This window comes from Pseudalkalibacillus sp. SCS-8 (assembly GCF_040126055.1).
Taxonomy (GTDB): Bacteria; Bacillota; Bacilli; order Bacillales; family Fictibacillaceae; genus Pseudalkalibacillus; species Pseudalkalibacillus nanhaiensis.
This window is the reverse complement of record NZ_CP143541.1, coordinates 2,368,058-2,394,552: the sequence shown is the minus strand read 5'-3', so window position 1 is coordinate 2,394,552 and position 26,495 is coordinate 2,368,058. Positions and strand designations below refer to the sequence as shown.

The window sequence follows — 26,495 nt, the reverse complement described above, 5'->3', positions numbered from 1 at the left end:
ATCTTTAAAAGTATGAAACCTAAATGTATAGTTAAGCGTAGTACATACTAATTGAAAAGGGGGTGGGTCCTTTGAAACACATAACGAAAATCATGAAAATCTCTTTTTATATGGTTTTGATCATCGTTCCGATATTGCTTATGCAAATCAATCCTTCCAATGCTGCTGAAGGGAAAGGTGTCGTCTACTTTGCACCAGTACAAGATGCAGTGGAACGGGGGCTTGAGAAGTTTTTGGAACGATCGATTACTACAGCCGAGGAAAACGGGGCTGACTACCTTGTGCTGGAGATTGATACTCCAGGCGGACTTGTGGAAGCTGCAGGGAATATTGCTAAAATCATGCGTGATTCTGAAGTGCCAATCATCGCATATGTGACGAAGCGAGCTTTATCCGCAGGCGCCTATATTTCTCTGAATGCCGACCAGATCGTCATGAAGCCATCTACGACGATGGGGGCTGCTGCCGTCATCGATTCGCAAGGGAATACAGCCGGGAAGAAAGCAGAATCTGCCTGGCTTGCTGAGATGAAAGCCTCAGCCGAACTAAACAATCGGGATCCGATCTATGCGTTGGCAATGGCTGATGAAGATATCGTACTTGAAGACCTTGGTGTCAAAAAAGGTGAGTTATTGACACTTGATGCGAAGCAGGCGAAGAAAGTCGGCTATGCGGAAGCAATCGTCAACAATCGGAATGAATTACTCGATCATCTAGAGCTTCCGGATGCTGAAATAAGAGAAATTGAATTATCGTTTGCTGAAAACATCGCACGTTATATCACACATCCGGTCGTCGTGCCAATCCTGCTTTCCATCGGAAGCATCGGTCTTGTCCTTGAACTTTATTCACCTGGCTTTGGAATACCTGGTATGTTAGGGCTTGGTTCGTTATTGCTCTTCTTCTTTGGGCATATGATTGCAGGTCTAGCCGGATGGGAATCACTTATTCTGTTCATACTTGGTATAGGGCTGATCATTGCGGAAGTCTTTGTGCCAGGAGGTATCCTGGGGGTCGGTGGTATTTTAGCCGTCCTAATCGGGATCGTTCTGGCAGGTGGGTCGCTTGGTAACATCTTGTTATCAATTTTGATTGCCATGATCGCTACGATTGTCGTGTCCATTCTGTTCCTGAAGTATTTTGGGTACAATGGGCCGCTGAAGAAAATCATCCTATTCGACTCCACGTCCAATGAAAGAGGGTACATTTCAAACGTTACGAGAAGTGAGTTGATCGGCTTGACTGGGCGAACGTTGACACCATTACGTCCGTCTGGGACAGCAGTAATCGGCGATGATCGATATGATGTGGTAACGGAAGGCAATTACATTGGATTGAATCGTCCAATAAAAATTGTGAAAACAGAAGGTTCTCGGATCATCGTTCGAGAAGTAGAAGAAGTAGAAAATCAAGGGGGTAACCAGTAAATGTCACCAGATATCTTAACAATGGTCATTTTAATCGGGGTCATCGTCATCGCCCTGGCCGTATTATTCACATTCGTTCCTGTTGCATTATGGATTTCAGCACTAGCAGCAGGAGTGAAAGTCAGCATTTTCACACTGATCGGGATGCGATTGAGACGTGTTATTCCGTCTCGCGTAATCAATCCGTTGATCAAGGCAGTGAAGGCAGGTCTTGATTTAAGCACGAATCAATTGGAAAGTCATTATCTTGCAGGTGGTAACGTCGATCGCGTCGTAAATGCGTTGATTGCCGCTCACCGTGCGAACATTGAACTGAGCTTTGAACGATGTGCTGCCATAGACCTGGCTGGTCGTGACGTACTAGAAGCTGTTCAGATGAGTGTAAATCCGAAGGTCATTGAGACACCTTTCATCGCCGGTGTAGCGATGGACGGAATTGAAGTGAAGGCAAAGGCGAGAATTACTGTCCGTGCGAACATTGAACGACTTGTCGGGGGTGCCGGAGAAGATACCGTTATCGCTCGTGTCGGTGAAGGGATCGTATCAACAATCGGTTCTTCTGATAACCACAAAAAAGTTCTTGAAAATCCGGATCTCATTTCTCAAACAGTATTGACGAAAGGTCTCGATGCTGGAACAGCGTTTGAAATCCTCTCGATTGATATCGCGGACGTTGATATCGGCAAGAACATCGGAGCAGAACTTCAAACCGAGCAAGCTGAAGCAGATAAGAACATCGCCCAAGCGAAAGCTGAAGAGCGTCGTGCAATGGCAGTAGCTCAAGAGCAGGAAATGAAAGCCCGAGTCGAAGAAATGCGCGCGAAAGTTGTGGAAGCAGAAGCTGAAGTACCGATGGCGATGGCTGAAGCTCTCCGCTCTGGAAACATTGGCGTCATGGATTACATGAATTACAACAACGTCAAAGCGGATACGGATATGCGTGGCTCAATCGGTAAAGCGACAGATCCTAAGGATGAAGATGACAATCCTGGAGGAGGCACTTACTAGTGCTTGAGCAGCTATTTGAATTCCTTTTTGCAAATCTCTTTTTCTTAATTGTAGTGATTGGCGGAATTCTTAGTTTCTTCAAACGTCAGATTGATAAGTACAACGAACAACAGAATGCTCCTCGGAAAGGTCAACAAAGGCAGCCTGTACGACCTCGTCCACAAGCTGAGACGATTTCAATGCCTCAAGAGCCTCGAGAGGAGAAGGTTCGTCCTGATCGTCCACGTCAAGAACGGCAGGAAAGAGTAAAGGAATCTCTTCAGGAATTGTATGAAGAGAAGCGTAAAGAGTTGCAAAATGGTGTAAATCAAGAAAGCAATAACTCATCACCTGTTGTTCGACCTCGCAGTCGCACCAAAACGAAAGAAAGGCAGATTTCACCGAACCAGGTGCTGCCTAATCCAGATCATGTCGCGCAAGGTGTCATATGGGCTGAAATTCTAGGACCACCACGATCCAAGAAGCCGCATCACCTTGGCTCACGCTTTCAACGCGGAAAATATTGAAATCAAAAATGAATAGGATAAACAAGTAGCTGTGTGCGAATCCGCACACAGCTTTTTTTACGTCCGCCCAAGAGATGTTTGAAAACATGCAATTCTGAAGTGATAGTTTAACACCTCCGTTCATAAAAATGAGATGAGAGGGGGTTCGTTTATGGCGCAATGGAGACAGAAGTTCAAAAGATGGATGACCCATTCAATGGAATTACCAGCAGACGTCGTTATGGACCTACCACGAATAACAATGATTGGCCACCTGCACATCTATATTGAAAATCATAGAGGAGTCAAAAGGTTTTCAAATAACGAGCTTTGTTTGTTCCTTGAACATGGGGAACTGCTGGTGGCAGGGAATAATTTCGTGCTCAAAACGATCCTGCCAGAGGAAATATTACTTGAAGGCAAGATTACGGATGTACGTTACATAGACATTTCCTGATATTTATGAAGGAGGAGGACCATGACGAAAATATGGACAAAATATCTCCGGGGTACAGTCAAAATAAAAGTTGTCGGGGAGGATGCAGAAAGGTTCCTCAACTATTGCTTGAAAAATAATATTCAAATCTGGGAGATCAGACGGAAAAACGAAACGGAATTAGAGCTTCATATGTATACGGATGACGCCCTTCACATCCGGACAACCCTTAGACACATGAACTGCAAGTTTGTTGTGCTTCATCGGAGGGGAGCTCCTTTCATCGTCAGGAAAATGGTCTCAAGAGGCGGCTTTGTCTCTGGAATCGTCATCTTCTTTGTCATTGTCTTCTTTCTCTCAAACATGGTGTGGAACATTGAAATAACAGGTGCTGATCCGAAAACGGAGCACCATCTACAGAAGGTTATTCAGGAAATCGGGATAAAGAAGGGGAAGCTGCTTTTCCGTCTGCCGGATCCAAGGGAGATCCAGTATATGGCTACCGAAAAAATGGACGAGGTCACTTGGATCGGCGTCACACTAGAGGGGACGACCTTTCATTTCAAGGTTGTCCAGAAAGAACTACCTGAAGAGATCCAATCTACAGGACCTCAGCATCTCGTAGCAAAGAAAAAAGCGCTCGTAACCGATATGTTCGTAGAGCAAGGACAGCCGAAAGTCGAAAGAAACCAATTTGTCCAAAAAGGTGAACTATTAGTTTCAGGACAGATTGGAAAAGATAAAAATATAAGAACCGTATCTGCAAAAGGAAAGGTGTTCGGCGAGGTTTGGTATTATGTCCAAGTGACCTTACCACAGAAAACCACCTTCGGAACCTATACAGGTGAAAGGATGGATAAACACTATCTCTCTTTGTTTGGATGGCGTGTACCTGTTTGGGGATTCGGAGATGTGACGTACAAAGACTATGAAGTGGATGAGGACGAGAATACGTTCAGGATGTTTAAATGGGAGGTTCCGATTTCCTACGTAAAGAGGGAAATATACGAGTCAGAAAGTGTTATTCGAGAGTATACGGCAAAGGAAGCCGTCAAAATTGCAAAACAAATGGGCGATGAAGAAATCGAACAGCAGATGGAAGAGGATTCCAAAATCATAAGCGGTAAAATTTTGCACCATCGGATCGACAATGGTAAAGTAAGTGTATCGATGTATTATAAAGTCATTGAGAATATTGCAAAAGAACAACCTATAATTGGAGGAGATTGAGCCATATTGTCCGAACGCTTGAATTTAAAAAATCTACAAATAGAAAATCCCGCAGAAGGACTTGCTCTTTTCGGTCCAAATGACTCCCATCTCAGAACGTTAGAGCAGACTCTCGATGTCGATGTCGTCACTCGTGGTGGCGGTGTTGCTGTAACGGGAGACGAGGCGACGGCACAGCTCGTAGAGGATGTACTGAACGCTTTGCTTTCTTTGATTAGAAAAGGGGTCAGCATTACAGACCGTGATGTGATTTATGCCATCCAATTAGCCAATGAAGGCATACTGGATGAATTGGATCAATTATTCGAAGAAGAAATCACGACAAATATAAAAGGGCGCCCGATCCGTGCAAAAACGCTTGGTCAGCGCCATTATATCAACGCAATTAAAAAGAATGACCTCGTTTTCGGCATCGGTCCTGCTGGTACCGGAAAAACCTTTCTTGCTGTCGTCATGGCTGTTAAAGCTTTGAAGGAAGGGAAAGTGAAGAAAATCATTTTGACGCGCCCGGCTGTAGAAGCAGGGGAGAGCCTCGGTTTCCTTCCTGGCGATTTAAAGGAAAAGGTGGATCCTTACTTAAGACCTCTTTATGATGCCCTCCATGATCTTTTCGGTGTGGAGCATACGGAGAGGTTACTCGAAAGAGGTACCATCGAAATTGCACCTCTTGCTTATATGAGAGGTCGAACGTTGGATGAAGCATTTGTCTTACTCGATGAAGCTCAGAATACGACGCCTGAACAAATGAAAATGTTCCTGACAAGATTAGGGTTCGGTTCCAAAATGATCATCACAGGTGACATTACTCAGATCGATCTCCCTAGAGGGAAAGAATCGGGCCTTCGGATTGCACAGAAGCTGTTGAAAAACATACAGGGCATACGCGTGATGCATATGCAGCAATCTGACGTCGTACGCCATCCGCTTGTACAAAGAATCATAAATGCATATGAAGGAAATGAAGATTGACTAGAGTGCTGATTTGAATACAAGCAGCTTTGACTCACATTTGTGGAAAAGCTGCTCATTCAAGTCAGCTTTTTTCGTTAATGTAAAGGCTTTATTAGCTCGAGAAGCGTAATGCGGCGACTCCAGCGGGAAAAGCAACAGCTGAAGACCCCGTAGAGCGAGGAACGAGGTCGCGGAGGCTGAAGCGTTGCCCGCGGAAAGCGTCCGCATGAAGCTGATCAAGAAGCGAAGCATTTCGCTCTGACGATTATCCTTCTGATAATGACCTGCCTCCTTACACCTCTTTACATTTTTTTCATTGTTTCGACCTAAGCCCTTCATTCCATGATAAAATGGTAGCAAGATAAAGATCGGAAGGTGAAACCCGGATGTCCCCAAAACTCATAAAGGATATGAAATCCAAGTGGAACAGAATCGAAAATAGCAAAATCAGCAGGATTCTGTTATACGCTGCATTAGCTTTCGTCTTGTTTATTTCAATGCTCAGTAACGTCATTCCTGAACATGTGGATCTCGAACTGAATGCCACAGCTGAAGAAGACATCCAATCACCAATCCGTATTCAAAATGAACGTGAAACACTAGCCAGGCAAGCTGCAGCTGCAGCAGCTGTTGAAGACATATACAACTTCGACACCGAAAAGAGGCTGGATCAAGTCGTCCAAATGCAGGAGTTATTTTCTTCTATCGAAAAATTCCAAGCTGAAAATGCCCGTTCAAAGGATGACGAAGAAGCTGCTGATCCAGATGAAGAACAAGCCAGGCTGAAAAAACAGATTACAGAATTGAAGGCAGGATTACCAGGATTCATAGCTAGTGATCTTACTGATAATGCGTTAAGGACCTTCCTGCAGGCAAAATCGTCTGATGTTGCTTTTGCCAAGGAGCTTGCAACGAATACGATCAATAAAGTGATGGAACAGCCGATCACCGTGGACAAGATCAACGATGTCAAGGAAGAGGTCGATCCACATATCCTTAAATCTGCTAAGCTTCCAGATCACTTGAAGCCTGCATTGATTTCAATCACGAGCAGTGCGATTACGTCTAATTATACATTCGATGCAGAAATGACCAAGAAACGGAAGGACGAGGTCGTTAAAGAAGTAGAGCCTGTGTACATCCGCGAAGGGGAGATCATCGTTGAAAAAGGGGCCAAAGTGGATAACGATGCCCTTTATAAGCTGGAATTGGTAGGTCTTCTAAAGGGTGACATCGATCCTTATCCTTATATCGGACTTGGACTTCTTGTCTTTTTATTGACGGCTTTCATGATTTATTTCTTAAAAGATTTGATTGCAGGGAAGAATAAAGAGAATCTCAAAATTATCCTTTACGTCCTCCTATTCTCACTCACCATGGTCCTGGTCAAATTGGTCAGTCTTTTGAGTGGTTTCTATCCAAGTGTTGCTTTCATCATCCCTGTCGCTTTTGGTACGATGATGATCAAAATGTTGATCGATGAACAGACGGCCATCATTTCAAGTATCGTTTTTGCCATTTGTGGAAGTTTAATTTTTAACGAGAATACGACAAGTCCATTTAACTTTACGTTCGGTACGTATATTCTGATCAGCTCATTAGCAGGGGTTGTCTTCCTCGGAAAAAGGAATGTGAAGACAAATATCCTGAAAACAGGGATTTACGTGGCAATTGTAAATGCGACAGTCGTGTTGTTGATTCTGGCGCTCACCAATGGACATTTCGACTTGATCAGTATCGTTTGGCAGGTCGGTTTCTCCCTCTTGTCCGGCTTCCTATCTGCCGTATTGACGCTAGGGTTATTACCATTCTTTGAGGCTGGATTTGGAATATTGACTTCAATGAAGCTGATCGAATTATCCAGCCCGAATCACCCTCTACTAAGGAAACTCCTTATGGAAACACCGGGTACGTATCATCACAGTGTCGTCGTCGCAAACCTTGCTGAAGCAGCATGCGAGGCAGTGGGAGCGAATGGTCTTTTGGCAAGAGTCGGGGCGTATTATCATGACCTTGGAAAGACGAAACGTCCTCACTTTTTCATCGAGAATCAACTGAATATCGAGAACCCTCATGATAAAATTTCACCACAGCTTAGCAAGACGATCATTATTGCGCACCCATACGACGGGGCCGAAATGCTAAGAGAGTATAAGCTGCCGGAAGAAATTGTCGATATAGCAGAACAGCATCACGGGACGACCTTGCTGAAGTATTTTTACCATAAAGCTATGCAGCAGTCAGACAAACAAATTGAAGAGTCCGATTTCCGCTATCCTGGTCCGAAGGCTCAGACGAAGGAAGTCGCCATTCTAGGCATTGCCGATGCGGTCGAAGCAGCCGTTCGTTCCATGCCGAAGCCGACACCGGTCAAGATTGAATCCTTGGTCCGTAAAATCATCGCAGACCGTCTCGAGGATGGCCAATTCAATGAATGCTCCATCACTTTACAAGAGTTGGAGACGGTGACGATCACCATTTGCGAAACCTTAAACGGGATGTTCCATTCACGTATTGAATACCCAGAAGAAATTCATAAAAAGAAAGTGAGCCAGGCATAATGTTGACAATTGATTTATTTGATGAAACGGAACGACTAGATCACTCGATCATGGAGGAGGTTGAAAAGCTTCTCCAATTTGCAGCAGCAGAGGAATCCCTTGAAGGGGATGCTGAGCTGGCCGTTACATTCGTAACGAATGAACGGATTCAAGAAATCAATGCAGAGTACAGGAAAATCGATCGACCTACAGACGTTATTTCTTTCGCCCTTGAAGATGAGGTTGATGGAGAAATGGAGATCATTGACTCAGAAAGTCCTACTCTTTTGGGGGATATTATCATTTCCGTTGATAAAGCACATGAACAGGCTGAGGAATACGGCCACTCGTTCAGGCGTGAAATGGGATTCTTAGCTCTTCATGGATTTCTCCATTTGTTGGGATACGATCATATGGAGGAAGAGGATGAGAAGGAGATGTTCGGTAGACAGGACGAAATTTTAAAATCGTTTGGGCTGCATCGTTCATGATTATCGATGTATTGAAAAGCTTTAAATTTGCTATGGAAGGTGTCAAGGAGGGCTGGAAAAAGGAACGGAACTTCAGGATTCATCTCGTTTTTACTGTTTTAACCGTTCTGCTAGCCGCAGCCTTGGACTTCTCGATGGTCAAATGGATCATTCTCCTCCTCACAATCGGAATCATGCTTTCGTTAGAGCTGATGAATTCTGCCGTTGAACGAACTGTGGATCTTGTGACGACGGATCGACATCCTTTGGCTAAACAAGCAAAAGACCTTGCTGCCGGTTCTGTCTTTATTTTCAGCCTCATTGCTGTTATAATAGGATTCCTTCTCTTTGCTGAACCATTATTTGAAATCGTTTTATCGAGGTGAGAAAGTTGAATAAAGAAGAACTAATTAAAGAAGCAATTGAAGCTAGGAAATTTGCATATACACCTTATTCAAAATTTCAGGTCGGAGCGGCCCTCTTATCTGAAGACGGAAAAGTTTACAGAGGAGCCAACATTGAAAACGCGGCATACAGCCTTTGTAACTGTGCTGAACGTACAGCTTTGTTCAAAGCGTATTCTGAGGGGGATAAATCGTATAAGGCTCTTGCTGTCGTAGCGGACACGAAACGCCCAGTGCCACCTTGTGGTGCCTGCAGGCAAGTGATTTCTGAGCTATGCCCTCCATCCATGACCGTTTATCTAACGAACTTGAAGGGCGATCTTCAAGAGATAAAGGTGAGCGAATTACTTCCAGGTGCCTTTTCTCCGGAGGATCTCAATGAGTAGAGAAGGATTCAAATCAGGATTCGTATCCATCATCGGACGCCCGAACGTCGGTAAGTCGACCTTGCTTAACCAGGTGCTTGGCCAAAAGATCGCGATCATGAGTGACAAGCCTCAAACGACGCGGAACAAAATTCAAGGTGTTTATACGACGAATGAAGAACAGATCATCTTTATCGATACGCCAGGGATTCATAAGCCTAAGCATAAATTAGGCGATTTCATGACGCGGATCGCTCAAGAGACCTTAAATGAAGTCGACATGATCCTATTTTTGATTAATGCTGAAGAAGGATACGGCCGAGGAGATCAGTTCATCATCGATCGTCTTCAGAACGTGAAGAGTCCGATCTTCCTCGTCATCAATAAAATTGATAAAGTCCACCCTGACGATTTATTGCCGATCATTGAGCAATATCGTGAGAAGCTTGAGTTTGCTGAGATCGTTCCGATTTCTGCGATAAACGGCAACAATGTCACGACCCTGATGGATCAGATCAAGAACTATCTGGAGGAAGGACCGCAGTATTATCCTGAAGACCAGGTGACAGATCACCCTGAGCGTTTTGTCGTTTCAGAATTGATCCGTGAGAAAGTGCTTCATTCTACGAGAGAAGAGGTACCGCATTCCGTTGCAGTTGTCATCGATCAAATGAAGCAGAGAGATGATGGAAACATTGTCGACATTCAAGCGACAATCGTCGTGGAACGTTCATCTCAAAAAGGGATCCTTATCGGTAAACAGGGCGGCATGCTCAAAAAAATCGGTTCACTTGCACGACAGGATATCGAACATCTACTTGGTTCAAAGGTCTATTTAGAGCTTTGGGTGAAGGTGCAGAAGGATTGGCGGAACCGAGCGTTCAATTTGAAGGATCTCGGATTTAGCGACGACACGTATTGATTCTTGTGAGAAGCTGAAATTGTCAAAAATTCCATAACATTAAATTGGATGATCAAGGCCATGATAATCATATAGATTGCTTATTTCTTTCGGAAGGTGGAGATATTCCATGAGGGACTTTACCTGGAAATTGTTTTGCGAGACTGGAAACATCGACACGTATCTGTTGTGGAAAGAACTCGAAGAGGAAGACGATTTTTCACCTGAAGTGTTGGAAGTTGAAGGAAGGAAAGGCGATTTTATAGAGACTGAGCTTTGATTACTCCTACACTGAATTTGCGGCGGTGATGGAGATGTTAATCAAGACGGAAGCGATCGTCATCCGTACGACCGATTACGGAGAATCGAACAAAGTATTGACAGTGTATACAAAGGATTTTGGCAAGATGGGCATAATGGCGAGAGGGGCGAAGAAGACAAAGAGTCGCCTCTCTTCTGTTTCCCAGCTTTTCACACATGCTCACTTCCTTATTCAAAAAGGAAGTGGACTGGGGAGTTTGAGTCAGGGTGAAATTATCCATTCGTATCGAGGTATCAAACAAGATATCATAAAAACGGCTTATGGAGCTTATATGGTTGAATTTCTAGACAAGGTCGTAGAAGAGAATAAGCCTTCGAGTGCGTTGTTTGAATTTCTCTCCCTTTCACTCAACTATTTGGATGAAGGGATCGACCCTGATATTTTGAAAGCAATTTTTGAAATGAAAATGCTCCGGATTTCAGGTGTAGGACCCCAAGTCGATCGGTGTGTCATATGCGGGAAGCGGGAAGGGAATTTCTCCTTTTCAATTGGTGAAGGTGGTTTCCTTTGTCAGCAATGCAGGCATGCCGATCCGCATTCTGCCCCATTATCCACACAAACTGCCAGGTTGTTGAATCTTTTCTATCATATCGATATTGCTAGGCTTGGCAATGTTTCTGTGAAAAATGAAACGAAGGAAGTCTTGCAGCGGATTTTAACGACCTACGTGGATGAATATACAGGGATCCGATTGAAATCCAAACGATTCTTGGATCAAATCCAAGCATTTGAGTGAATGTTGACAAATTCAACAAAAACCATTATGATACTTTCAACAAAATGAAATGTAAAATGCGTTGATTGAGAGGAGTACTTACCACCCTTGATAGAAGCGACCCCAGGAAGGTGCAAGCTGGGGATCGAGGAGTAAGGAATGGCGCTCAGGAGCATTCCAATAAAGTGGAAGGGGACCCATACTGGGAAGCCTTCAAATAGGGTGGAACCGCGGGTGAACTCTCGTCCCTATGTCAAGTCTTGGCATAGGAACGGGAGTTTTTTATGTTTTGGCTCTGTTAGCTTTTATATCGTTGATTTTTAAGAAAACAGAAGCGTAAGGCGGCGACTCCAGCGGGAAAAGCAACAGCTGAAGACCCCGCAGAGCGAGAAATTAAGGTTTTTCGACTAACTACCACCACGTCCTGTGGTGAACGTCGAAGCCACCACATCCTGTGGAAGTGAGGAGGCTGAAGCGTCTGTCCAGCTCCATCGCCTAGGTGCTCGAGGTCGCTTCGATTCCTTCAAAACACTAAAGGTGTTTTTTATAAGGAATCTCCAGCGCTTGCACTACAAGCATAAGGGCAACTAAGGCTCAGCCTTCGCTAAGGCTTGTCATCGCCAAGTTTTCTTTATCGCACCTGAACAAGGCGATTCCGCATTTCTTAACCCGCGGAAAGCGTCCGCCTGAAGCTGACATTAACACCATACTTTAACAGAGCTTATGTATTAGACTCTAGACCACGCCAGGATTGAAAAAAGAATAAACTATGGAGGTGCGCAATGAACTTACAAGACATGATTTTAACTTTACAGCGTTATTGGGCAGACCAAGGCTGTTTTGTCATGCAGGCTTATGACGTGGAGAAAGGTGCGGGAACGATGAATCCAATGACCTTTCTTAGGAGCATCGGGCCTGAACCATGGAATGTCGCTTATGTTGAACCATCCCGAAGACCGGTTGACGGTCGTTATGGGGAAAACCCTAACCGGTTGTATCAACACCATCAATTTCAAGTGGTGATGAAGCCTTCTCCAGACAATATCCAAGAACTCTATTTGGAAAGCCTCAAGGAAATCGGTATCGATCCTTTAGAGCATGATATTCGATTCGTTGAGGACAATTGGGAAGCGCCAACGTTATCAGCCTCAGGTCTAGGTTGGGAAGTGTGGCTTGATGGTATGGAAATCACGCAGTTCACATATTTCCAACAGGTAGGAGGGCTGGAAGCGAAACCAGTATCCGTAGAAATTACGTATGGTATTGAAAGGCTGGCTTCGTACATACAAGACAAAGAGAATGTATTCGATCTCGAATGGCATTCCGGCATTACCTACCATGACTTGTATTACCAGCCTGAATTTGAACACTCGAAATATACATTCGAAGTATCCGATACAAATATGCTGTTTGATCTATTTGCAACGTATGAAAAAGAAGCAGAACGAGCATTGGAACAACAGCTTGTCTTTCCTGGGTATGATTATGTGTTGAAATGTTCTCACGCATTCAATCAACTTGATGCGAAGGGTGCCATTTCAGTTACAGAAAGAACAGGTTACATCGGCAGGGTGCGAAATCTGGCTCGAAAGTGTGCGAAAGCCTATTACGATCAAAGAGAACAGTTAGGTTTTCCAATGGTGAAGGAGGCTGATCGTGATGAATAGACAAGATATTCTGCTTGAGCTCGGTTTGGAGGAAATGCCGGCGCGTTTCGTAACAGACGCAATGTATCAGCTTTCAGATAAAATTGCTGCTTGGCTGACTGAAAACCGTATTGCACACGGTGAAGTCATTCCTTATTCAACACCGAGAAGGCTTGCTGTCAAAGTGACGGATGTCGCTGATAAACAAGAAGATAAGGAAGAGGAATTAAGAGGTCCTGCAAAAAAAATCGCTTTAGATGATGAGGGGAATTGGTCGAAAGCGGCGATCGGATTTGCTAAAGGACAAGGTGTTGCCCCAGAGGATCTCTATTTCAAAGAAGTGAAGAATACGGAATATGTCTTTGCACAAAAGCACACATCCGGAATTGATACGATGGAGTTGCTTCCTGAACTTGATCAAGTCATACAGAGCCTTCACTTCCCTAAGAATATGAGATGGGGAGACCGGGATTTCAAGTTTGTGCGTCCGATTAAATGGATTCTCTTCCTATTCGGAACAGAGGTGCCTCATCTTGAAGTAGCAGGTGTCCAAGCAGACCGCAAAACATTCGGTCACCGGTTCCTAGGTGAAGAGATTGAAATTGAATCTCCGGCTCAGTATCCGACTGAATTGCTTGGTCAGTTCGTCATTGCTGATTCCAAAGAGAGGAAGGACGCAATTCAAAATCAACTCGAGAACCTTGAGGAAGAAGAGGGCTGGGTCATTCCGGTAGACGAAGGCTTGCTTGAAGAAGTGAACAACCTCGTTGAATATCCGACAGCCCTTCACGGGAAATTTGATGAAGAATTTCTGGAATTGCCTTCAGAAGTTCTCATCACTTCCATGAGGGAACATCAGCGTTATTTCCCTGTCCAAAACAAATCAGGTGAGCTTCAGCCGTTTTTCGTTGCCATACGCAATGGGGATCACACCCATCTCCAAAATGTCGCAAAAGGGAATGAAAAAGTCCTGCGCGCTCGCCTGAAAGACGCTCAATTCTTTTACAATGAAGATAAGAAAAAGTCTATTGATGATTATCTCGCACGACTTGAATCAATCGTGTTCCATGAGGAATTAGGTACAATCGCTGACAAAATCCAGCGAATCAAAACCTTGGCAGATCGCACGACGAATTTGCTTCAACTCGATCAATCATCCAGTGCTTCCATTCAAAGGGCTGCAGAAATTTGTAAATTCGATCTCGTTACGCAAATGGTATATGAATTTCCGGAATTGCAAGGCGTAATGGGTGAGAAATATGCCAAAATCTTCGGTGAGGATGAACTTATCGCGGCAGCTGTAAATGAACATTACCAGCCGAGGTTTTCTGGGGACGAACTTCCTGGTACCGTAGTAGGATCCGTCCTTAGTGTATCGGATAAATTGGATACGATTGTCGGCTGCTTCGGTATCGGCATCGTCCCAACAGGTTCACAGGATCCATATGCACTACGAAGACAGGCGGCAGGAGTACTGCAGATTCTGATTCAAAAAGGCTGGCCTGTTTCAATGGAAGACCTGTTGAACATTGTCCTGGATGACTATGAACTACGCGGACTGCTGAAAAAGGATCGTTCCGAAGTCTATCAACAACTGGTTGAGTTCTTTACAATCCGGTTGAAGACGATTCTTCAAGACCAGGGTATCCGGTACGATGTCATAGATGCTGTTCTGACAGGGGAAATCGGCCAGGTCGATATGCTCATTCGTAGAGCTGAAGTACTCAGGAGCGGATTATCAGATCCAGGCTTCAAAGAGAAGAACGATTCGTTGACAAGAGTGCTTAACATTGCAAAAAATCTACCTGAGGACGGGCCTGAAATCAAACCGGAGATGTTTGAGAATAAGGAAGAGAAAGCCTTATATGAACGGTTCCAGTCTTGTAAACGAGCTGGTGAGGGTGTTCAACAGCCTGAGGAAGTTGAAGTCTTCTATAACGAACTCATGCAGCTGTCAGAGGAGATCGATCAGTATTTTGATCATACGATGGTGAATGCAGAGGATGAAACACTTCGTCAAAATCGTCAGGCACAAATGAGAGAACTCTCAAAACTCATCAAGTCCTTTGCGGATTTCAACCAGTTAGTATTTCAATAAAATAAACGAAGACCTTGACGGGTCTTCGTTTTCCTTTTTGTAACGTGATGCTTTTGATAGCAGAAGCAGGCGGTACATCCCCCCTAATATGCTTTACTAATTAGAGAATGTAGCACATTTATTTTGAAATACTTCCTATTCAGCTATTATATAGGATATAATGTATTGAAAAGAGTATAGCATATAGGGCAGTAAGGTGGTGTTACCAATCGAACTGAATGCAAGGCAAGAAAAAATCGTAGAAATCGTCAAGGATTATGGACCAATAACGGGAGAACAGATTGCTGAACAATTGGATTTGACCCGAGCAACTCTTCGGCCGGATCTGGCCATATTGACGATGGCAGGGTACCTGGATGCGCGCCCTCGTGTCGGTTATTTCTATACAGGAAAAACAAGTGCACAATTGCTTACAGAAAAAATCCGTCAAATTAAAGTGAAAGATTACTTATCCCTACCGGTCGTCGTCCAAGAGGCTTCGACGGTTTACGATGCGATATGTACGATGTTCCTTGAAGATGTCGGTACGTTGTTTGTCGTCGATAAAGGAGCAAAATTGGCAGGTGTGTTATCCAGAAAAGATTTGTTGCGTGCAAGCATGGGGAATCAGGAGCTCAATTCAATTCCTGTCAGTATCATTATGACCCGTATGCCGAACATTACGGTCTGTACGAAAGAAGATTATCTGATTGAAGTCGCTGAAAAGCTTATTGATAAACAGATTGATGCTGTACCAGTCATCAAAGGTACCGATGACGAAGATGCCTATGAAGTAATCGGTCGGATCACGAAAACCAATATCACAAAGGCTTTGGTCGATTTCTCAGGTGATGCAATCATATAATTATATTGAATCGTTCGAAACAATCAAATGGATAAGGAGGTACATATGACAGAGAACATACAACGACCGATCGTCTATGTCGTTTCCGATTCTGTTGGAGAAACAGCTGAACTTGTGGTCAAAGCTGCAGCCAGCCAATTCAATTCAACCAACATCGAAATCAGACGTGTTCCCTATGTGGAGGATGAACAAACCATAAATGAAGTGGTTGCCTTAGCGAAAGACAATCATGCAATCATCGGATATACACTCGTCATTCCGAGAATAAAGGAGCACCTGGAAAAGAAGGCAGGAAGTGAAGGGGTACCAGCAATTGATATCGTCGGACCGATGATTAATCAAATGGCCGATATCTTTAAAAAGCTTCCACGAAATGAACCTGGTCTTGTTCATAAGTTGGACGAGGAATATTTCCGTAAAGTGGAAGCGATCGAATTCGCTGTCAAATATGATGATGGTCGGGATCCACGGGGGATTCTCAAATCAGATATTGTTTTGGTAGGTGTATCTCGTACATCCAAAACACCACTTTCCCAATATCTTGCCTTGAAACGGTTGAAGGTGGCCAATGTGCCGATTGTACCTGAAGTGGAGCCTCCGGAAGAATTATTCCAAGTCTCTAAATCCAAGTGTTACGGGCTGAGGATCAGTCCTGAAAAGCTGAACGACATACGACGGGAGCGCTTGAAAGCACTTGGGCTGGATGATCAGGCGAATTACGCAAATATGGATCGGATCAAAGCGGAGCTGGAGTATTTCGATAAGGTCGTCGATAAGCTAGGTTGTAAGGTTGTAGATGTATCTAACAAGGCAGTCGAAGAAACGGCGAATTATATTTTGAATATCCACAAGAACCGTATTTAAATAGGTATAAAGAAAAGATTCAGCACATAAAGTGAAGGGGTTGACAACAATTTGTCTGTCAGCCCCTTCTTTTCAATGGGAAAAGACGAATGCCTTTATGAAATCGTCATGATTTGTTCACATCCATCTTTTTTTATTGAAGGGATTGTGCAGGATTTGTCGAAATAACTAAAATAACCGGTGCAAAATGATAGTCATCTGTCTATAAATGCGTTATAATATCGTATTGTGTGTGTTTGTACCCTGGTCAAGTTATTAAACTTGACAATTTGGGTATACTATGGTTAAGGATTCGACAATATTCTGAAATATAAAACATTGGTGATTGAGAAGGAATCGCTGAGAGGATGTAGAAATACAAATACATGAAGAATACTCGAAATGTGTTGATTGATGCAGATGCATGTCCGAACCAAATAAAGAAAGCAATCCTTGAAATCTCGAATTTCTATGAGTACAAGGTTTTTTTTATTGCCTCATACAGTCATGCGACAGATCAATATCAAAGTGCAGAGTGGATTCTTGTTGATTCTGAACCAGAATCGGTTGACATGTACATCGTGAACCATTCGATTAAGGGGAACGTCGTCATCACCCAGGACCATGGCTTAGCCAGCTTACTCGTATCCAAAGGTGTAAAGGTGATATCACCAAGAGGGAAGCGATTTACGGAAGAGGAAATGCCGACCTTGTTGGAGTCCAGATACTTTTCAAGCAAATTGAGGCGTTCCGGTTACCGGACAAAAGGGCCACCACCATTTACTCAAGAAGATGTCCAAAATTTCATTCGAAATTTCAAACAACTATTCGACCCTTTAAAACGGTGACCATCTTCTCATTTTTTGTTTTAAATTAGACGAGAACAGTAAAGAATGGTGATAGCATGGGAGCACGTATTCCTGAAGAGACAATTGAACGAATACAAAAATCGAATGACATTCTCGAAGTGGTAGGTGAATATGTCCAGCTGAAAAAGCAAGGACGTAATTATTTTGGGCTATGTCCATTCCATAATGAGAATACACCTTCTTTCTCTGTTTCATCAGAAAAACAGATTTATAGATGTTTTGGATGTGGAAAAGGTGGAAATGTCATTTCATTCTTGATGGAATTAGAAGGCTTTTCCTTTATTGAAGCGATAAGAAACCTCGCTGATCGTATCGGTATCGAACTTCCCCAGCTGGACACACCAAACCAGAATGACCAAGCCTCCAAAGAGAAGGAGACAATGCGGGAGGGGCATGGGTTACTAGCAAGGTTATACCACCATTGTTTAACAAATACCGAATACGGGCAAAAAGCAAAAGAGTACTTGCTTAACCGAGGATTCACCGAAGAAATGATCGACCATTTCCAAATCGGCTATGCTCCAGATTCTTGGGAGTTTGCTACATCATTCCTGCACAAGCGGAATTATTCACTAGCTACAATGCAGGAAGCTGGGATTCTGGCTAGGCGTGAATTCGATGGCAAGTATTTCGATCGTTTCCGTAATCGGATAATGTTCCCCATTTGGGATTCCCAAGGAAAGAACATTGCTTTTGGCGGAAGGATTCTTGGTGAGGGTGAACCGAAATATTTGAACAGTCCAGAAACGAAAATTTTTCACAAAAGCAAATCACTCTACGGTTACCATATGGCTAGACCTGTTATGAGAAAAGAAGATAAGGCCATTCTGTTTGAAGGCTATGTAGATGTGATTGCTGCCTGGAAAGCCGGGCTGACGAACGGTGTGGCGACGTTAGGGACATCACTCACAGAAGAGCAAGCCCGTTTGTTAAGTCGAAACGTCACGACTGTCATCATCTGTTATGACTCTGACCAAGCGGGAATCAATGCAGCCTTCAGGGCATCGGAATTAATTGAAAAGGTGAATTGCAATGTGAGAATTGCACAGATGCCTCAAGGAATGGACCCTGATGACTATATCCAAAAACACGGAGGAGACCGGTTTAAAAAGGATGTAATAGGGGCAAGTTTGACGGTAATGGCTTTCAAAATGCAATTCATGCGCAGAGGAAAAAACCTCCAAGATGAAGGAGAACGGATGCGCTATATCGAAGAGATATTACATGAAATTGCAAAACTCCCCAAAGCTGTAGAAAGAGATCATTACTTACGACAGCTGGCGGATGAATTCAATCTCTCTCTTGATGCTTTGAAACAACAACAATATCAGGCTTTCATGGATCAGAAGAGGAAAAAGGATAAGGATGGTCGAAATAGGGAGAATAACCCTAAGAAATATATCGGTCAACCATCACGACTTCTTCCTGCCTTCCACAATGCTGAGCGGATTTTACTTGCCCATATGCTAAAGGACGTAAGTATCGCTGAAAAAGTGGAGGAGCTTCTGGGTGGAGCTTTCAACATAGACGAATACAGTGCAATTTCGGCTTACTTGTATGCGTACTATGCGGAAGGGAATACCCCTGATATCAGTATGTTTCTTGAAAGGATCGACGACCAGCGTTTGAAACAGGTGGTCACAGAATTAGCAATGCTGACAATCAATGAGGATATATCTGATCAAGAGCTTTACGATTATGTAAAGCAAGTGAAGAAGTATCCTAAATTGCTTGAAATACAAGAAAGAGAGAAAGACAAGAAACGTGCAGAACGCGAACAGGACATGGTTGAGGCTGCACGGATCGCGATGGAAATCGTGGAACTGAAAAAAGCTTTAAAGAGTTAATCGAAGTTAGAAGTATGGAAGGAGGGGATCGTATGGCTGAGAAACCTAATCGCCAAGAAGCGGAAGGTGAATTAACCATCGATCAAGTAAAAGAACAATTAGTTGAACTCGGTAAAAAAAGAGGCGTTCTCACTTATAATGAAGTTACCAATAAACTCGCCCCATTTGAACAAGACTCGGACCAAATGGACGTATTTTATGAGTATTTGGGTGATCAAGGAATTGAGATTGTCGAAGAGGATGGCGATGACCCAAATATTCAAGAAGTGGTCAAGAGTGGGGATGACGAGTTCGACTTAAACGACTTGAGTGTACCTCCTGGAGTAAAGATCAATGATCCAGTACGGATGTATTTGAAGGAAATCGGTCGTGTCGATCTATTATCGGCAGATGATGAAATCAGTCTCGCACAACGGATTGAGAATGGGGATGAGGAAGCGAAGCGTCGTCTCGCAGAAGCGAACCTCCGATTGGTTGTAAGTATAGCAAAACGCTATGTAGGTCGAGGGATGTTGTTCCTGGATCTCATCCAAGAAGGTAACATGGGATTGATCAAAGCGGTAGAGAAGTTTGACTATCGTAAAGGATATAAGTTCAGTACCTATGCAACCTGGTGGATCCGCCAAGCGATTACTCGTGCGATAGCTGACCAGGCAAGAACGATCCGTATTCCAGTTCATATGGTAGAGACGATTAATAAGCTCATCAGGGTACAGCGACAACTCTTGCAGGATATCGGGCGTGAACCAACACCTGAAGAGATTGGGAAGGAAATGGAGCTTTCACCGGAAAAAGTGAGAGAAATCCTGAAAATTGCTCAGGAGCCAGTCTCCCTCGAAACACCAATTGGTGAGGAAGATGATTCACATCTTGGTGATTTCATTGAAGACCAAGAGGCACTTGCTCCATCCGATGCAGCTGCATACGAATTGTTGAAAGAACAGCTTGAAGATGTATTGGATACGCTGACTGACCGTGAAGAAAATGTATTGAGACTCCGTTTCGGTCTTGACGATGGCCGTACAAGAACCCTTGAAGAAGTCGGTAAAGTATTCGGGGTCACACGTGAACGTATCCGTCAAATCGAAGCAAAAGCACTTCGCAAGCTGCGTCATCCAAGTCGTAGTAAACGCTTGAAAGATTTCTTAGAATAGGACGATTATTGAGGCTGACCAAGTCAAACACCTCCACCACAGCATTTTGCTTATCATTCAAAATGTTGTTAAGGACGAGGGGTTAGACTTAATTGGGTCAGTCTCTTTTTTTATTTCCGACTTTCTTGTCCTTTATTTTACTTATTTTCTGACTCATTTGCAAACGCCCATCGGAAAAATTTAGGACATTTCCACCTTATTTACATAAAACTGATTATATTTTCGCACTTTTTTTAACTGTTGAAAAATTATCTCTTTTATACGTATAATTGATGTAAGCGTATACAGAGATAATCAACAACAGTCAGGAGTGGAGTAAATGAATTTTGATTTAACTGATGAACAGAAAATGATTTGGAAGATGATCCGGGAATTTGCTGAGGAAGAAGTAGCCCCTGGGGCGGAACAACGGGACAAAGAAAAACGGTTTCCTTTAGAGATTTACAAGAAGCTTGGTGAACTAGGAATGATGGGGCTTCCATTCCCAGAAGAATATGGTGGGGGAGGTGCTGATGCTGTCAGCTTCGCAATCGTTGTTGAAGAATTGAGCCGCGCTTGTGGGTCTGCAGGTATTACGTATTCAGCCCATATATCATTAGGTGGCGCTCCGCTACACATGTTCGGGACGGAAGAGCAAAAACAAAAATATCTAACACCGATATGTACTGGAGAGTCCATGGGTGCTTTTGGTCTCACGGAACCGAACGCTGGCTCAGATGCAGGAGGAACGGAGACGACTGCGGTAAAAGATGGGGATGAGTGGGTCATAAACGGCAGCAAATGTTTCATTACCAATGCGAGCTATGCGAAGCATTTGGCACTGACGGCTGTAACAGACCGTGATGGAGATAAAAAAGAGATCACCGCCTTCATTGTGAACACAGATGCACCTGGATTCAAGGTGATTGACAATTATGAGAAGCTTGGATTGAACTCTTCAAACACGACAGAACTCATTATGGAAGATGTCAGGGTCCCTGAAGAGAATATGCTAGGTAAGAGAGGATACGGATTCAGACAATTCTTGGCTACGCTTGATGGAGGAAGAATCGGTATCGGTGCAATGGGAGTAGGGATCGCACAAGCAGCCTATGAAAAAGCACTCGCCTATGCTCAAGAAAGAAAGCAATTCGGTCAGCCGCTATCGAAATTCCAAGCAACACAATTCAAATTAGCGGACATGGCGATGAAAATCGAGCTTGCTAGGACTCAGGTCTATAAAGCAGCCTGGTTGAAGGACCAAGGGCGTAAGTTTGCGAAAGAAGCTTCCATGGCAAAGCTATATGCTTCTGAAATTTGTATGGAAGTTTGTGATCAAGCAATCCAGATTCATGGTGGATACGGATATATGAAGGATTACCATGTTGAGCGGTTCTATCGTGACGGCAGGCTCCTAGAAATCGGAGAAGGTACGTCTGAAGTACAGCGTATGGTCATTGCAAGGGAAATCGGTTGTTAAATCGTGATGGACAAAAGGGGATTGAGCGCTCAATCCCCTTTACTTTTATAAGCTATATTCAGATAATTTAGATATTTCAATAAAATCCGGAGGTGCTATGTCGTGTATTTAAATCAAACCATTGGTCAATTATTAAAGGAAAAAGCCGAGAAGCTGCCTGATCATGAAGCAGTCGTCTATAGTAAAGAAGAGATACGACATACATACAAATCTTTTTACGAGTTGACTGGAAAAGTTGCAAAAGCGATGCTCGCCTTAGGAATAAAGAAAGGGGAGCATGTAGCGGCTTGGTCGACAAACCGTTTTGAATGGTTGCTGCTTCAATTCGGATCAGCGAGGATCGGAGCCGTGCTTGTTACGGTGAATACGAATTATCAAAAAAGTGAGCTTGAATATCTGCTGAAGCAATCCGATACGACCACGCTGTTCTTAATGGACAAATTCAGAGAGACCTCCTATATCGACATTCTGAAGTCGATCATCGGTCCTACCGGGGAAGATGGGAAAGTGACATCTGAGGCTTTGCCTAAGCTCAAACAGCTCGTATTCATGGAAGAACACAATACGGAAGGGCTTCTGCCTTGGGAAGCATTCTTAAAACAGAGTGAATCGATTTCGGATGAAGAACTAGTCCAACGGGAAAACGAACTTGATGTGGATGACGTTATCAATATGCAGTACACAAGCGGTACGACAGGCTTCCCTAAAGGGGTCATGTTAACCCATAATAATATTGTCAATAATGCCTACCAGGTTGCGAATGCGATGAATCTAACCCATGAGGATCGGCTTTGCATACCTGTACCGTTCTTCCACTGTTTTGGCTGTGTGTTGGGAACACTTGCATGTGTGTCTGTTGGGGCAACCATGGTTCCAACTGTCCAATTCGATCCAGAGCTGGTTCTCCAGACAGTAGAAAAGGAGAAGTGTACAGGCTTACATGGTGTACCGACCATGTTTATCTCAGAATTGAATCTGGAATCCTTCGACGATTATGACCTTTCTACCCTGAGAACAGGAATCATGGCAGGCTCCCCTTGTCCAATTGAAGTCATGAAGAAGGTTATCAACTTGATGGGGATGGAGGAAATCACGATCGCCTACGGTCAGACGGAGTCCTCTCCGGTCATTACACAAACGAGGCCTGATGATCCAATTGAGAGACGGGTTGAAACGGTCGGGAAGAAGCATCCGATAGCCGACGTGAAGATTGTGGATCCGGTAACCAATGAAGAAGTACCGAATGGAACACAGGGGGAGCTATGTACGAAAGGTTATCTTGTCATGAAAGGCTATTACAACATGCCAGAGGCGACAGCAAAGGCCATCGATGCAGAAGGATGGCTTCATACAGGTGATTTGGCAACATTGGATGAGGAAGGATACGTGAAAATTACAGGGCGTTTGAAGGACATGATCATCCGTGGCGGAGAAAATGTCTATCCAAGAGAAATTGAAGAGTTTTTATATACGAATCCATCCATCCTTGATGTCCAAGTCATCGGCGTCCCTGACGAAAAGTACGGTGAAAGAGTAGCGGCGTGTGTCCAGCTGAAAGAAGGAGAATCATTGACGACAGAGGAGATCCGTTCCTATTGCGAAGGGAAGATTGCCCATCATAAAATACCAGAATACATTTTCATAGTGGATGAATATCCGATGACAGCATCCGGAAAAATTCAAAAGTATAAATTAAGAGAGCTTGCCGTCAAATGGAAGGAAGAAGAGACAAAAATCGTCTGATTGCTTAATATAAGCCTGATTATGGCGGGGGAATCGTGTCCAAATCATGACAATCGTATCGACTCCTTAGTTAAGACTTTCCTTCCTATTGATTTTCAAGTAAAATAGAAAATGGCTTGTTTACTATTACATAGGTAGGAAACAATAACAACAGACTTAAACTGCATCAAAAGGAGGATGAGAGATGAAAAGAAATCCATTGATTCCATTCGCCATAACTGCTGTCCTCGGTATTGCAATCATGCTTGTTATGTCTGCAGTAGGCGTTCATGAAGCTAAAGAAAAAGCAGCCGGCGGAGGAGAAACGAAGTCTGGAGAAGAAATCGTCCAACAATCATGTGTGTCCTGTCATGGACAGAATCTTGAGGGCGGAGTCGGACCTGGCTTAACAGATGTCGGTTCAAAGTATAAAGCAGATGAGATTGTTGATATCATCCAGAATGGTAAAGGACAAATGCCTGCTCAAGGCCTGAGCATTGAAGAAGCTCAAAAAGTCGCTGAATACTTAGTAGGCGGTGGCGAAGAAGGCGGAGAAGGCGAGAAGAAAGAAGAGAGTCATTAATAGAGAAGAAGTGGGCTGATCCGAGCTGAATGTCTGGCTCCGACATCGTGTTGGAGAACCTGGCCATCGTTTGGACAAGCCCCTTTTTATTTCATCCATCCAGATTACAAGTTTATACTGATGGTGAAACTAACAAGTGAAAATGTAAGAGAATAGGTGAGTATTCAATGATAGCCATTTCGAAGCGTTTAGAAAAAGTGACCACATACATACCAGCTGGGTCTACAATTGCAGATATAGGCTCTGACCATGCCTATCTCCCCTGTTATTCCGTTCAACAAGGGATCATACAACATGCGATCGCCGGTGAAGTGAATGAAGGACCGTATCAATCAGCCTTATCTCAGGTGAAGGCATTGGGTTTAGAAGATCGAATCGAGGTACGGCTGGGAGATGGGTTGGAAGTCATCTCTCCTAATGAGGTTTCAGTAGTCGTCATCGCAGGAATGGGCGGACAATTGATCAGCAACATCTTAAATCGAGGGAAGGATCGTCTTTCAGGTGTAAATCGGCTCATCTTACAGCCGAATATGGGAGCGAAATTCATTCGACAATGGATGGAGGCGAACGGTTGGGTGCTTACGGCCGAATCAATCTTAGAAGAAGATGAAAAGATCTATGAGATTTTGGTGGCTGTACGTAGCGACGATCCGATGGAACTTAGCGAAGCGGAGCGCTTATTAGGTCCATTTCTGATGGAAGAAAAGAATGAGACGTTCCAAAAGAAATGGAAACGGGAAAAGAACAATTGGGAAAGGATCGCTGAACAGCTGGAGCAAGCGATTCAGTCAGAGGAAATTATAGAGCGGAAAAGAGACATTTTAAAGAAAATCAAATTTGTGACGGAGGCGATATCGTGAGTAATCAATATGTTCATGCGCAAGAAGTCATACAACGAATTGATCAGCTGGCACCGAAGTGGATGGCGATGGATTGGGATCCAATCGGATTGCAAGTAGGTTCACGTAATAAAAGAGTGAAAAAGATCATGGTCACACTTGATGTCATTGAACCTGTCATCGACGAGGCAATACGTGAAGGTGTGGATTTCATCTTTGCCCACCACCCGCTCATTTTCAAACCGTTAAAAAGGATCGATCCTGATACCTCTCAAGGTCGTACGATTCAAAAGCTGATGAAGCATGATATTACCGTTTATGCAGCCCATACCAATTTAGATGTGGCTTCTGGCGGGGTGAACGATCTCCTCGCGGATGTGATCGGAATGACTGACACAGAGGTACTCGTAGATACGGTAGAGGATAAATTGAAAAAGCTCGTCGTTTTCGTTCCGGAAAGTCACGCAGATGCTGTACGTGAGGCCCTTGGCGAGGCCGGAGCCGGTTTTATCGGCGATTACAGCCATTGTACCTTCAATACTCCTGGTACCGGTACGTTCCTTCCACATGAAGGGACAGACCCGCACATCGGTGAACAAGGAAAGCTGGAATTTGTAGATGAAGTGAAGATCGAAACAATCTATCCGATGAGTATCGAGAAGGATGTCATGGCGGCTATGCATCGAGCACACCCTTATGAAGAGGTCGCTTATGATCTTCTTGTTCTTGATAACCCTGGTAACAGGTTAGGGATTGGACGGATTGGAAAGCCGGAAGAAGAAATCACCGTCGGAGAGCTTGCGCAACAACTGAAAGAGAAATTCAGTCTTGAGGGAGTACGTGTCGTTGGCGACCTTGATAAAAAAGTGAAAAAAATCGCTGTTTCTGGTGGGGAAGGCAATGACTTCATCAGCAAGGCGTTGGTGAAGGGAGCGGATGTCTTCATCACAGGCGATATCAAATACCACTTTGCTCATGATGCCTGGATGGAAGGAATGGCGGTCATCGATCCAGGACACAACATCGAAAAAGTGATGATCGACGGCATGGCAGGTCTTTTATCGGAATGGATAAAAGCGAAGGGATCAGAAACAGAAGTTTACCGTTCAAAAGAACAGACCGATCCTTTCAAGTTTGTATAAATAAAGGAACGGGCACCAGAATCGGTGCCCTTTTTTTAGTATTCGTCCCTAAGACGGGGAGAACTGCCGGTGATGGTAACGAATAGGGCTTATTCATCCCTAAGAAGTAGGAAAACAGCCGGTGATGGTAACGAATAGGGCTTATTCATCCCTAAGAAGTTGGAAAACAGCCGATGATGGTAACGAATAAGGCTT

25 protein-coding genes are annotated in these 26,495 nt (G+C 43.9%); all 25 read left to right on the top strand.

The genetic code is table 11. From position 1 onward, the window contains the following. Nucleotides 1-62 precede the first annotated feature (62 nt). The 25 genes from V1497_RS12525 to V1497_RS12405 all read left to right on the top strand — a co-directional run bounded on the left by V1497_RS12525 (nucleotide 63) and on the right by V1497_RS12405 (nucleotide 26,300). The gene (locus tag V1497_RS12525) at nucleotides 63-1,427 is read left to right on the top strand and encodes a nodulation protein NfeD (RefSeq protein WP_349407877.1); all 1,365 of its coding nucleotides are present in this window, start codon (nucleotides 63-65) and stop codon (nucleotides 1,425-1,427) included. Beyond that, nucleotides 1,428-2,435 carry a flotillin-like protein FloA gene (gene floA / locus V1497_RS12520; protein ID WP_349407876.1) on the top strand — a complete coding sequence of 336 codons (1,008 nt, stop codon included), beginning with the start codon at nucleotides 1,428-1,430 and terminating at the stop codon, nucleotides 2,433-2,435. Continuing rightward, on the top strand, nucleotides 2,435-2,941 hold the full coding sequence (locus V1497_RS12515) for a hypothetical protein (protein WP_349407875.1): 507 nt from the start codon (nucleotides 2,435-2,437) through the stop codon (nucleotides 2,939-2,941). The genes floA and V1497_RS12515 overlap by 1 nt, the downstream gene beginning before the upstream one ends. A gap of 151 nt (nucleotides 2,942-3,092) precedes the next feature. Continuing rightward, complete coding sequence (yqfC, locus tag V1497_RS12510) at nucleotides 3,093-3,377, top strand: sporulation protein YqfC (RefSeq protein WP_349407874.1); 285 nt, start codon at nucleotides 3,093-3,095, stop codon at nucleotides 3,375-3,377. 21 nt (nucleotides 3,378-3,398) lie between these two features. Next, nucleotides 3,399-4,586 carry a sporulation protein YqfD gene (gene yqfD, locus V1497_RS12505; protein WP_349407873.1) on the top strand — a complete coding sequence of 396 codons (1,188 nt, stop codon included), beginning with the start codon at nucleotides 3,399-3,401 and terminating at the stop codon, nucleotides 4,584-4,586. A 6-nt stretch (nucleotides 4,587-4,592) separates the two neighbouring features. Continuing rightward, on the top strand, nucleotides 4,593-5,555 hold the full coding sequence (locus V1497_RS12500; protein WP_349407872.1) for a PhoH family protein: 963 nt from the start codon (nucleotides 4,593-4,595) through the stop codon (nucleotides 5,553-5,555). A 368-nt stretch (nucleotides 5,556-5,923) separates the two neighbouring features. Then, nucleotides 5,924-8,098 (top strand): HD family phosphohydrolase, encoded by a 2,175-nt coding sequence (locus tag V1497_RS12495; protein WP_349407871.1) that lies wholly within the window; start codon nucleotides 5,924-5,926, stop codon nucleotides 8,096-8,098. Next, the gene (ybeY, locus tag V1497_RS12490) at nucleotides 8,095-8,568 is read left to right on the top strand and encodes an rRNA maturation RNase YbeY (protein WP_349410814.1); all 474 of its coding nucleotides are present in this window, start codon (nucleotides 8,095-8,097) and stop codon (nucleotides 8,566-8,568) included. The genes V1497_RS12495 and ybeY overlap by 4 nt, the downstream gene beginning before the upstream one ends. Then, on the top strand, nucleotides 8,565-8,933 hold the full coding sequence (locus V1497_RS12485) for a diacylglycerol kinase family protein (protein ID WP_349407870.1): 369 nt from the start codon (nucleotides 8,565-8,567) through the stop codon (nucleotides 8,931-8,933). Before ybeY ends, V1497_RS12485 begins: the two co-directional genes overlap by 4 nt. 5 nt (nucleotides 8,934-8,938) lie before the next feature. After that, a complete protein-coding gene (locus tag V1497_RS12480; RefSeq protein WP_349407869.1) occupies nucleotides 8,939-9,337 on the top strand; it encodes a cytidine deaminase in 399 nt (132 codons plus the stop codon). Then, entirely contained in the window at nucleotides 9,330-10,238 is a 909-nt protein-coding gene (gene era, locus V1497_RS12475) for a GTPase Era (RefSeq protein ID WP_349407868.1), read from the top strand. Before V1497_RS12480 ends, era begins: the two co-directional genes overlap by 8 nt. Before the next feature lie 109 nt (nucleotides 10,239-10,347). Next, complete coding sequence (locus tag V1497_RS12470) at nucleotides 10,348-10,497, top strand: YqzL family protein (RefSeq protein ID WP_349407867.1); 150 nt, start codon at nucleotides 10,348-10,350, stop codon at nucleotides 10,495-10,497. Nucleotides 10,498-10,531: 34 nt separating this feature from the next. Continuing rightward, nucleotides 10,532-11,275 (top strand): DNA repair protein RecO, encoded by a 744-nt coding sequence (gene recO / locus V1497_RS12465; RefSeq protein WP_349407866.1) that lies wholly within the window; start codon nucleotides 10,532-10,534, stop codon nucleotides 11,273-11,275. A gap of 761 nt (nucleotides 11,276-12,036) precedes the next feature. After that, complete coding sequence (gene glyQ / locus V1497_RS12460) at nucleotides 12,037-12,921, top strand: glycine--tRNA ligase subunit alpha (RefSeq protein WP_349407865.1); 885 nt, start codon at nucleotides 12,037-12,039, stop codon at nucleotides 12,919-12,921. After that, nucleotides 12,914-14,998 (top strand): glycine--tRNA ligase subunit beta, encoded by a 2,085-nt coding sequence (gene glyS / locus V1497_RS12455; RefSeq protein ID WP_349407864.1) that lies wholly within the window; start codon nucleotides 12,914-12,916, stop codon nucleotides 14,996-14,998. The genes glyQ and glyS overlap by 8 nt, the downstream gene beginning before the upstream one ends. A 196-nt stretch (nucleotides 14,999-15,194) precedes the next feature. Next, nucleotides 15,195-15,842 (top strand): helix-turn-helix transcriptional regulator, encoded by a 648-nt coding sequence (locus V1497_RS12450; protein ID WP_349407863.1) that lies wholly within the window; start codon nucleotides 15,195-15,197, stop codon nucleotides 15,840-15,842. Nucleotides 15,843-15,887: 45 nt separating this feature from the next. Beyond that, entirely contained in the window at nucleotides 15,888-16,706 is an 819-nt protein-coding gene (locus tag V1497_RS12445; protein WP_349407862.1) for a pyruvate, water dikinase regulatory protein, read from the top strand. Between the two features lie 365 nt (nucleotides 16,707-17,071). Beyond that, nucleotides 17,072-17,533: a DUF188 domain-containing protein gene (locus V1497_RS12440; RefSeq protein WP_349407861.1), complete on the top strand. Its 462-nt coding sequence runs from the start codon at nucleotides 17,072-17,074 to the stop codon at nucleotides 17,531-17,533. Between the two features lie 56 nt (nucleotides 17,534-17,589). Beyond that, entirely contained in the window at nucleotides 17,590-19,401 is a 1,812-nt protein-coding gene (dnaG, locus tag V1497_RS12435) for a DNA primase (protein ID WP_349407860.1), read from the top strand. A gap of 32 nt (nucleotides 19,402-19,433) precedes the next feature. Further along, a complete protein-coding gene (gene rpoD, locus V1497_RS12430; protein ID WP_349407859.1) occupies nucleotides 19,434-20,555 on the top strand; it encodes an RNA polymerase sigma factor RpoD in 1,122 nt (373 codons plus the stop codon). Nucleotides 20,556-20,874: 319 nt separating this feature from the next. Beyond that, nucleotides 20,875-22,014: an acyl-CoA dehydrogenase gene (locus V1497_RS12425; protein ID WP_349407858.1), complete on the top strand. Its 1,140-nt coding sequence runs from the start codon at nucleotides 20,875-20,877 to the stop codon at nucleotides 22,012-22,014. Between the two features lie 102 nt (nucleotides 22,015-22,116). Then, a complete protein-coding gene (locus V1497_RS12420; RefSeq protein WP_349407857.1) occupies nucleotides 22,117-23,757 on the top strand; it encodes an AMP-binding protein in 1,641 nt (546 codons plus the stop codon). 184 nt (nucleotides 23,758-23,941) lie between these two features. Further along, entirely contained in the window at nucleotides 23,942-24,319 is a 378-nt protein-coding gene (gene cccA, locus V1497_RS12415) for a cytochrome c550 (RefSeq protein WP_349407856.1), read from the top strand. A 167-nt stretch (nucleotides 24,320-24,486) separates the two neighbouring features. Then, the gene (locus V1497_RS12410; protein ID WP_349407855.1) at nucleotides 24,487-25,179 is read left to right on the top strand and encodes a tRNA (adenine(22)-N(1))-methyltransferase TrmK; all 693 of its coding nucleotides are present in this window, start codon (nucleotides 24,487-24,489) and stop codon (nucleotides 25,177-25,179) included. Next, nucleotides 25,176-26,300: a Nif3-like dinuclear metal center hexameric protein gene (locus V1497_RS12405; RefSeq protein ID WP_349407854.1), complete on the top strand. Its 1,125-nt coding sequence runs from the start codon at nucleotides 25,176-25,178 to the stop codon at nucleotides 26,298-26,300. The genes V1497_RS12410 and V1497_RS12405 overlap by 4 nt, the downstream gene beginning before the upstream one ends. Nucleotides 26,301-26,495: the final 195 nt, after the last annotated feature.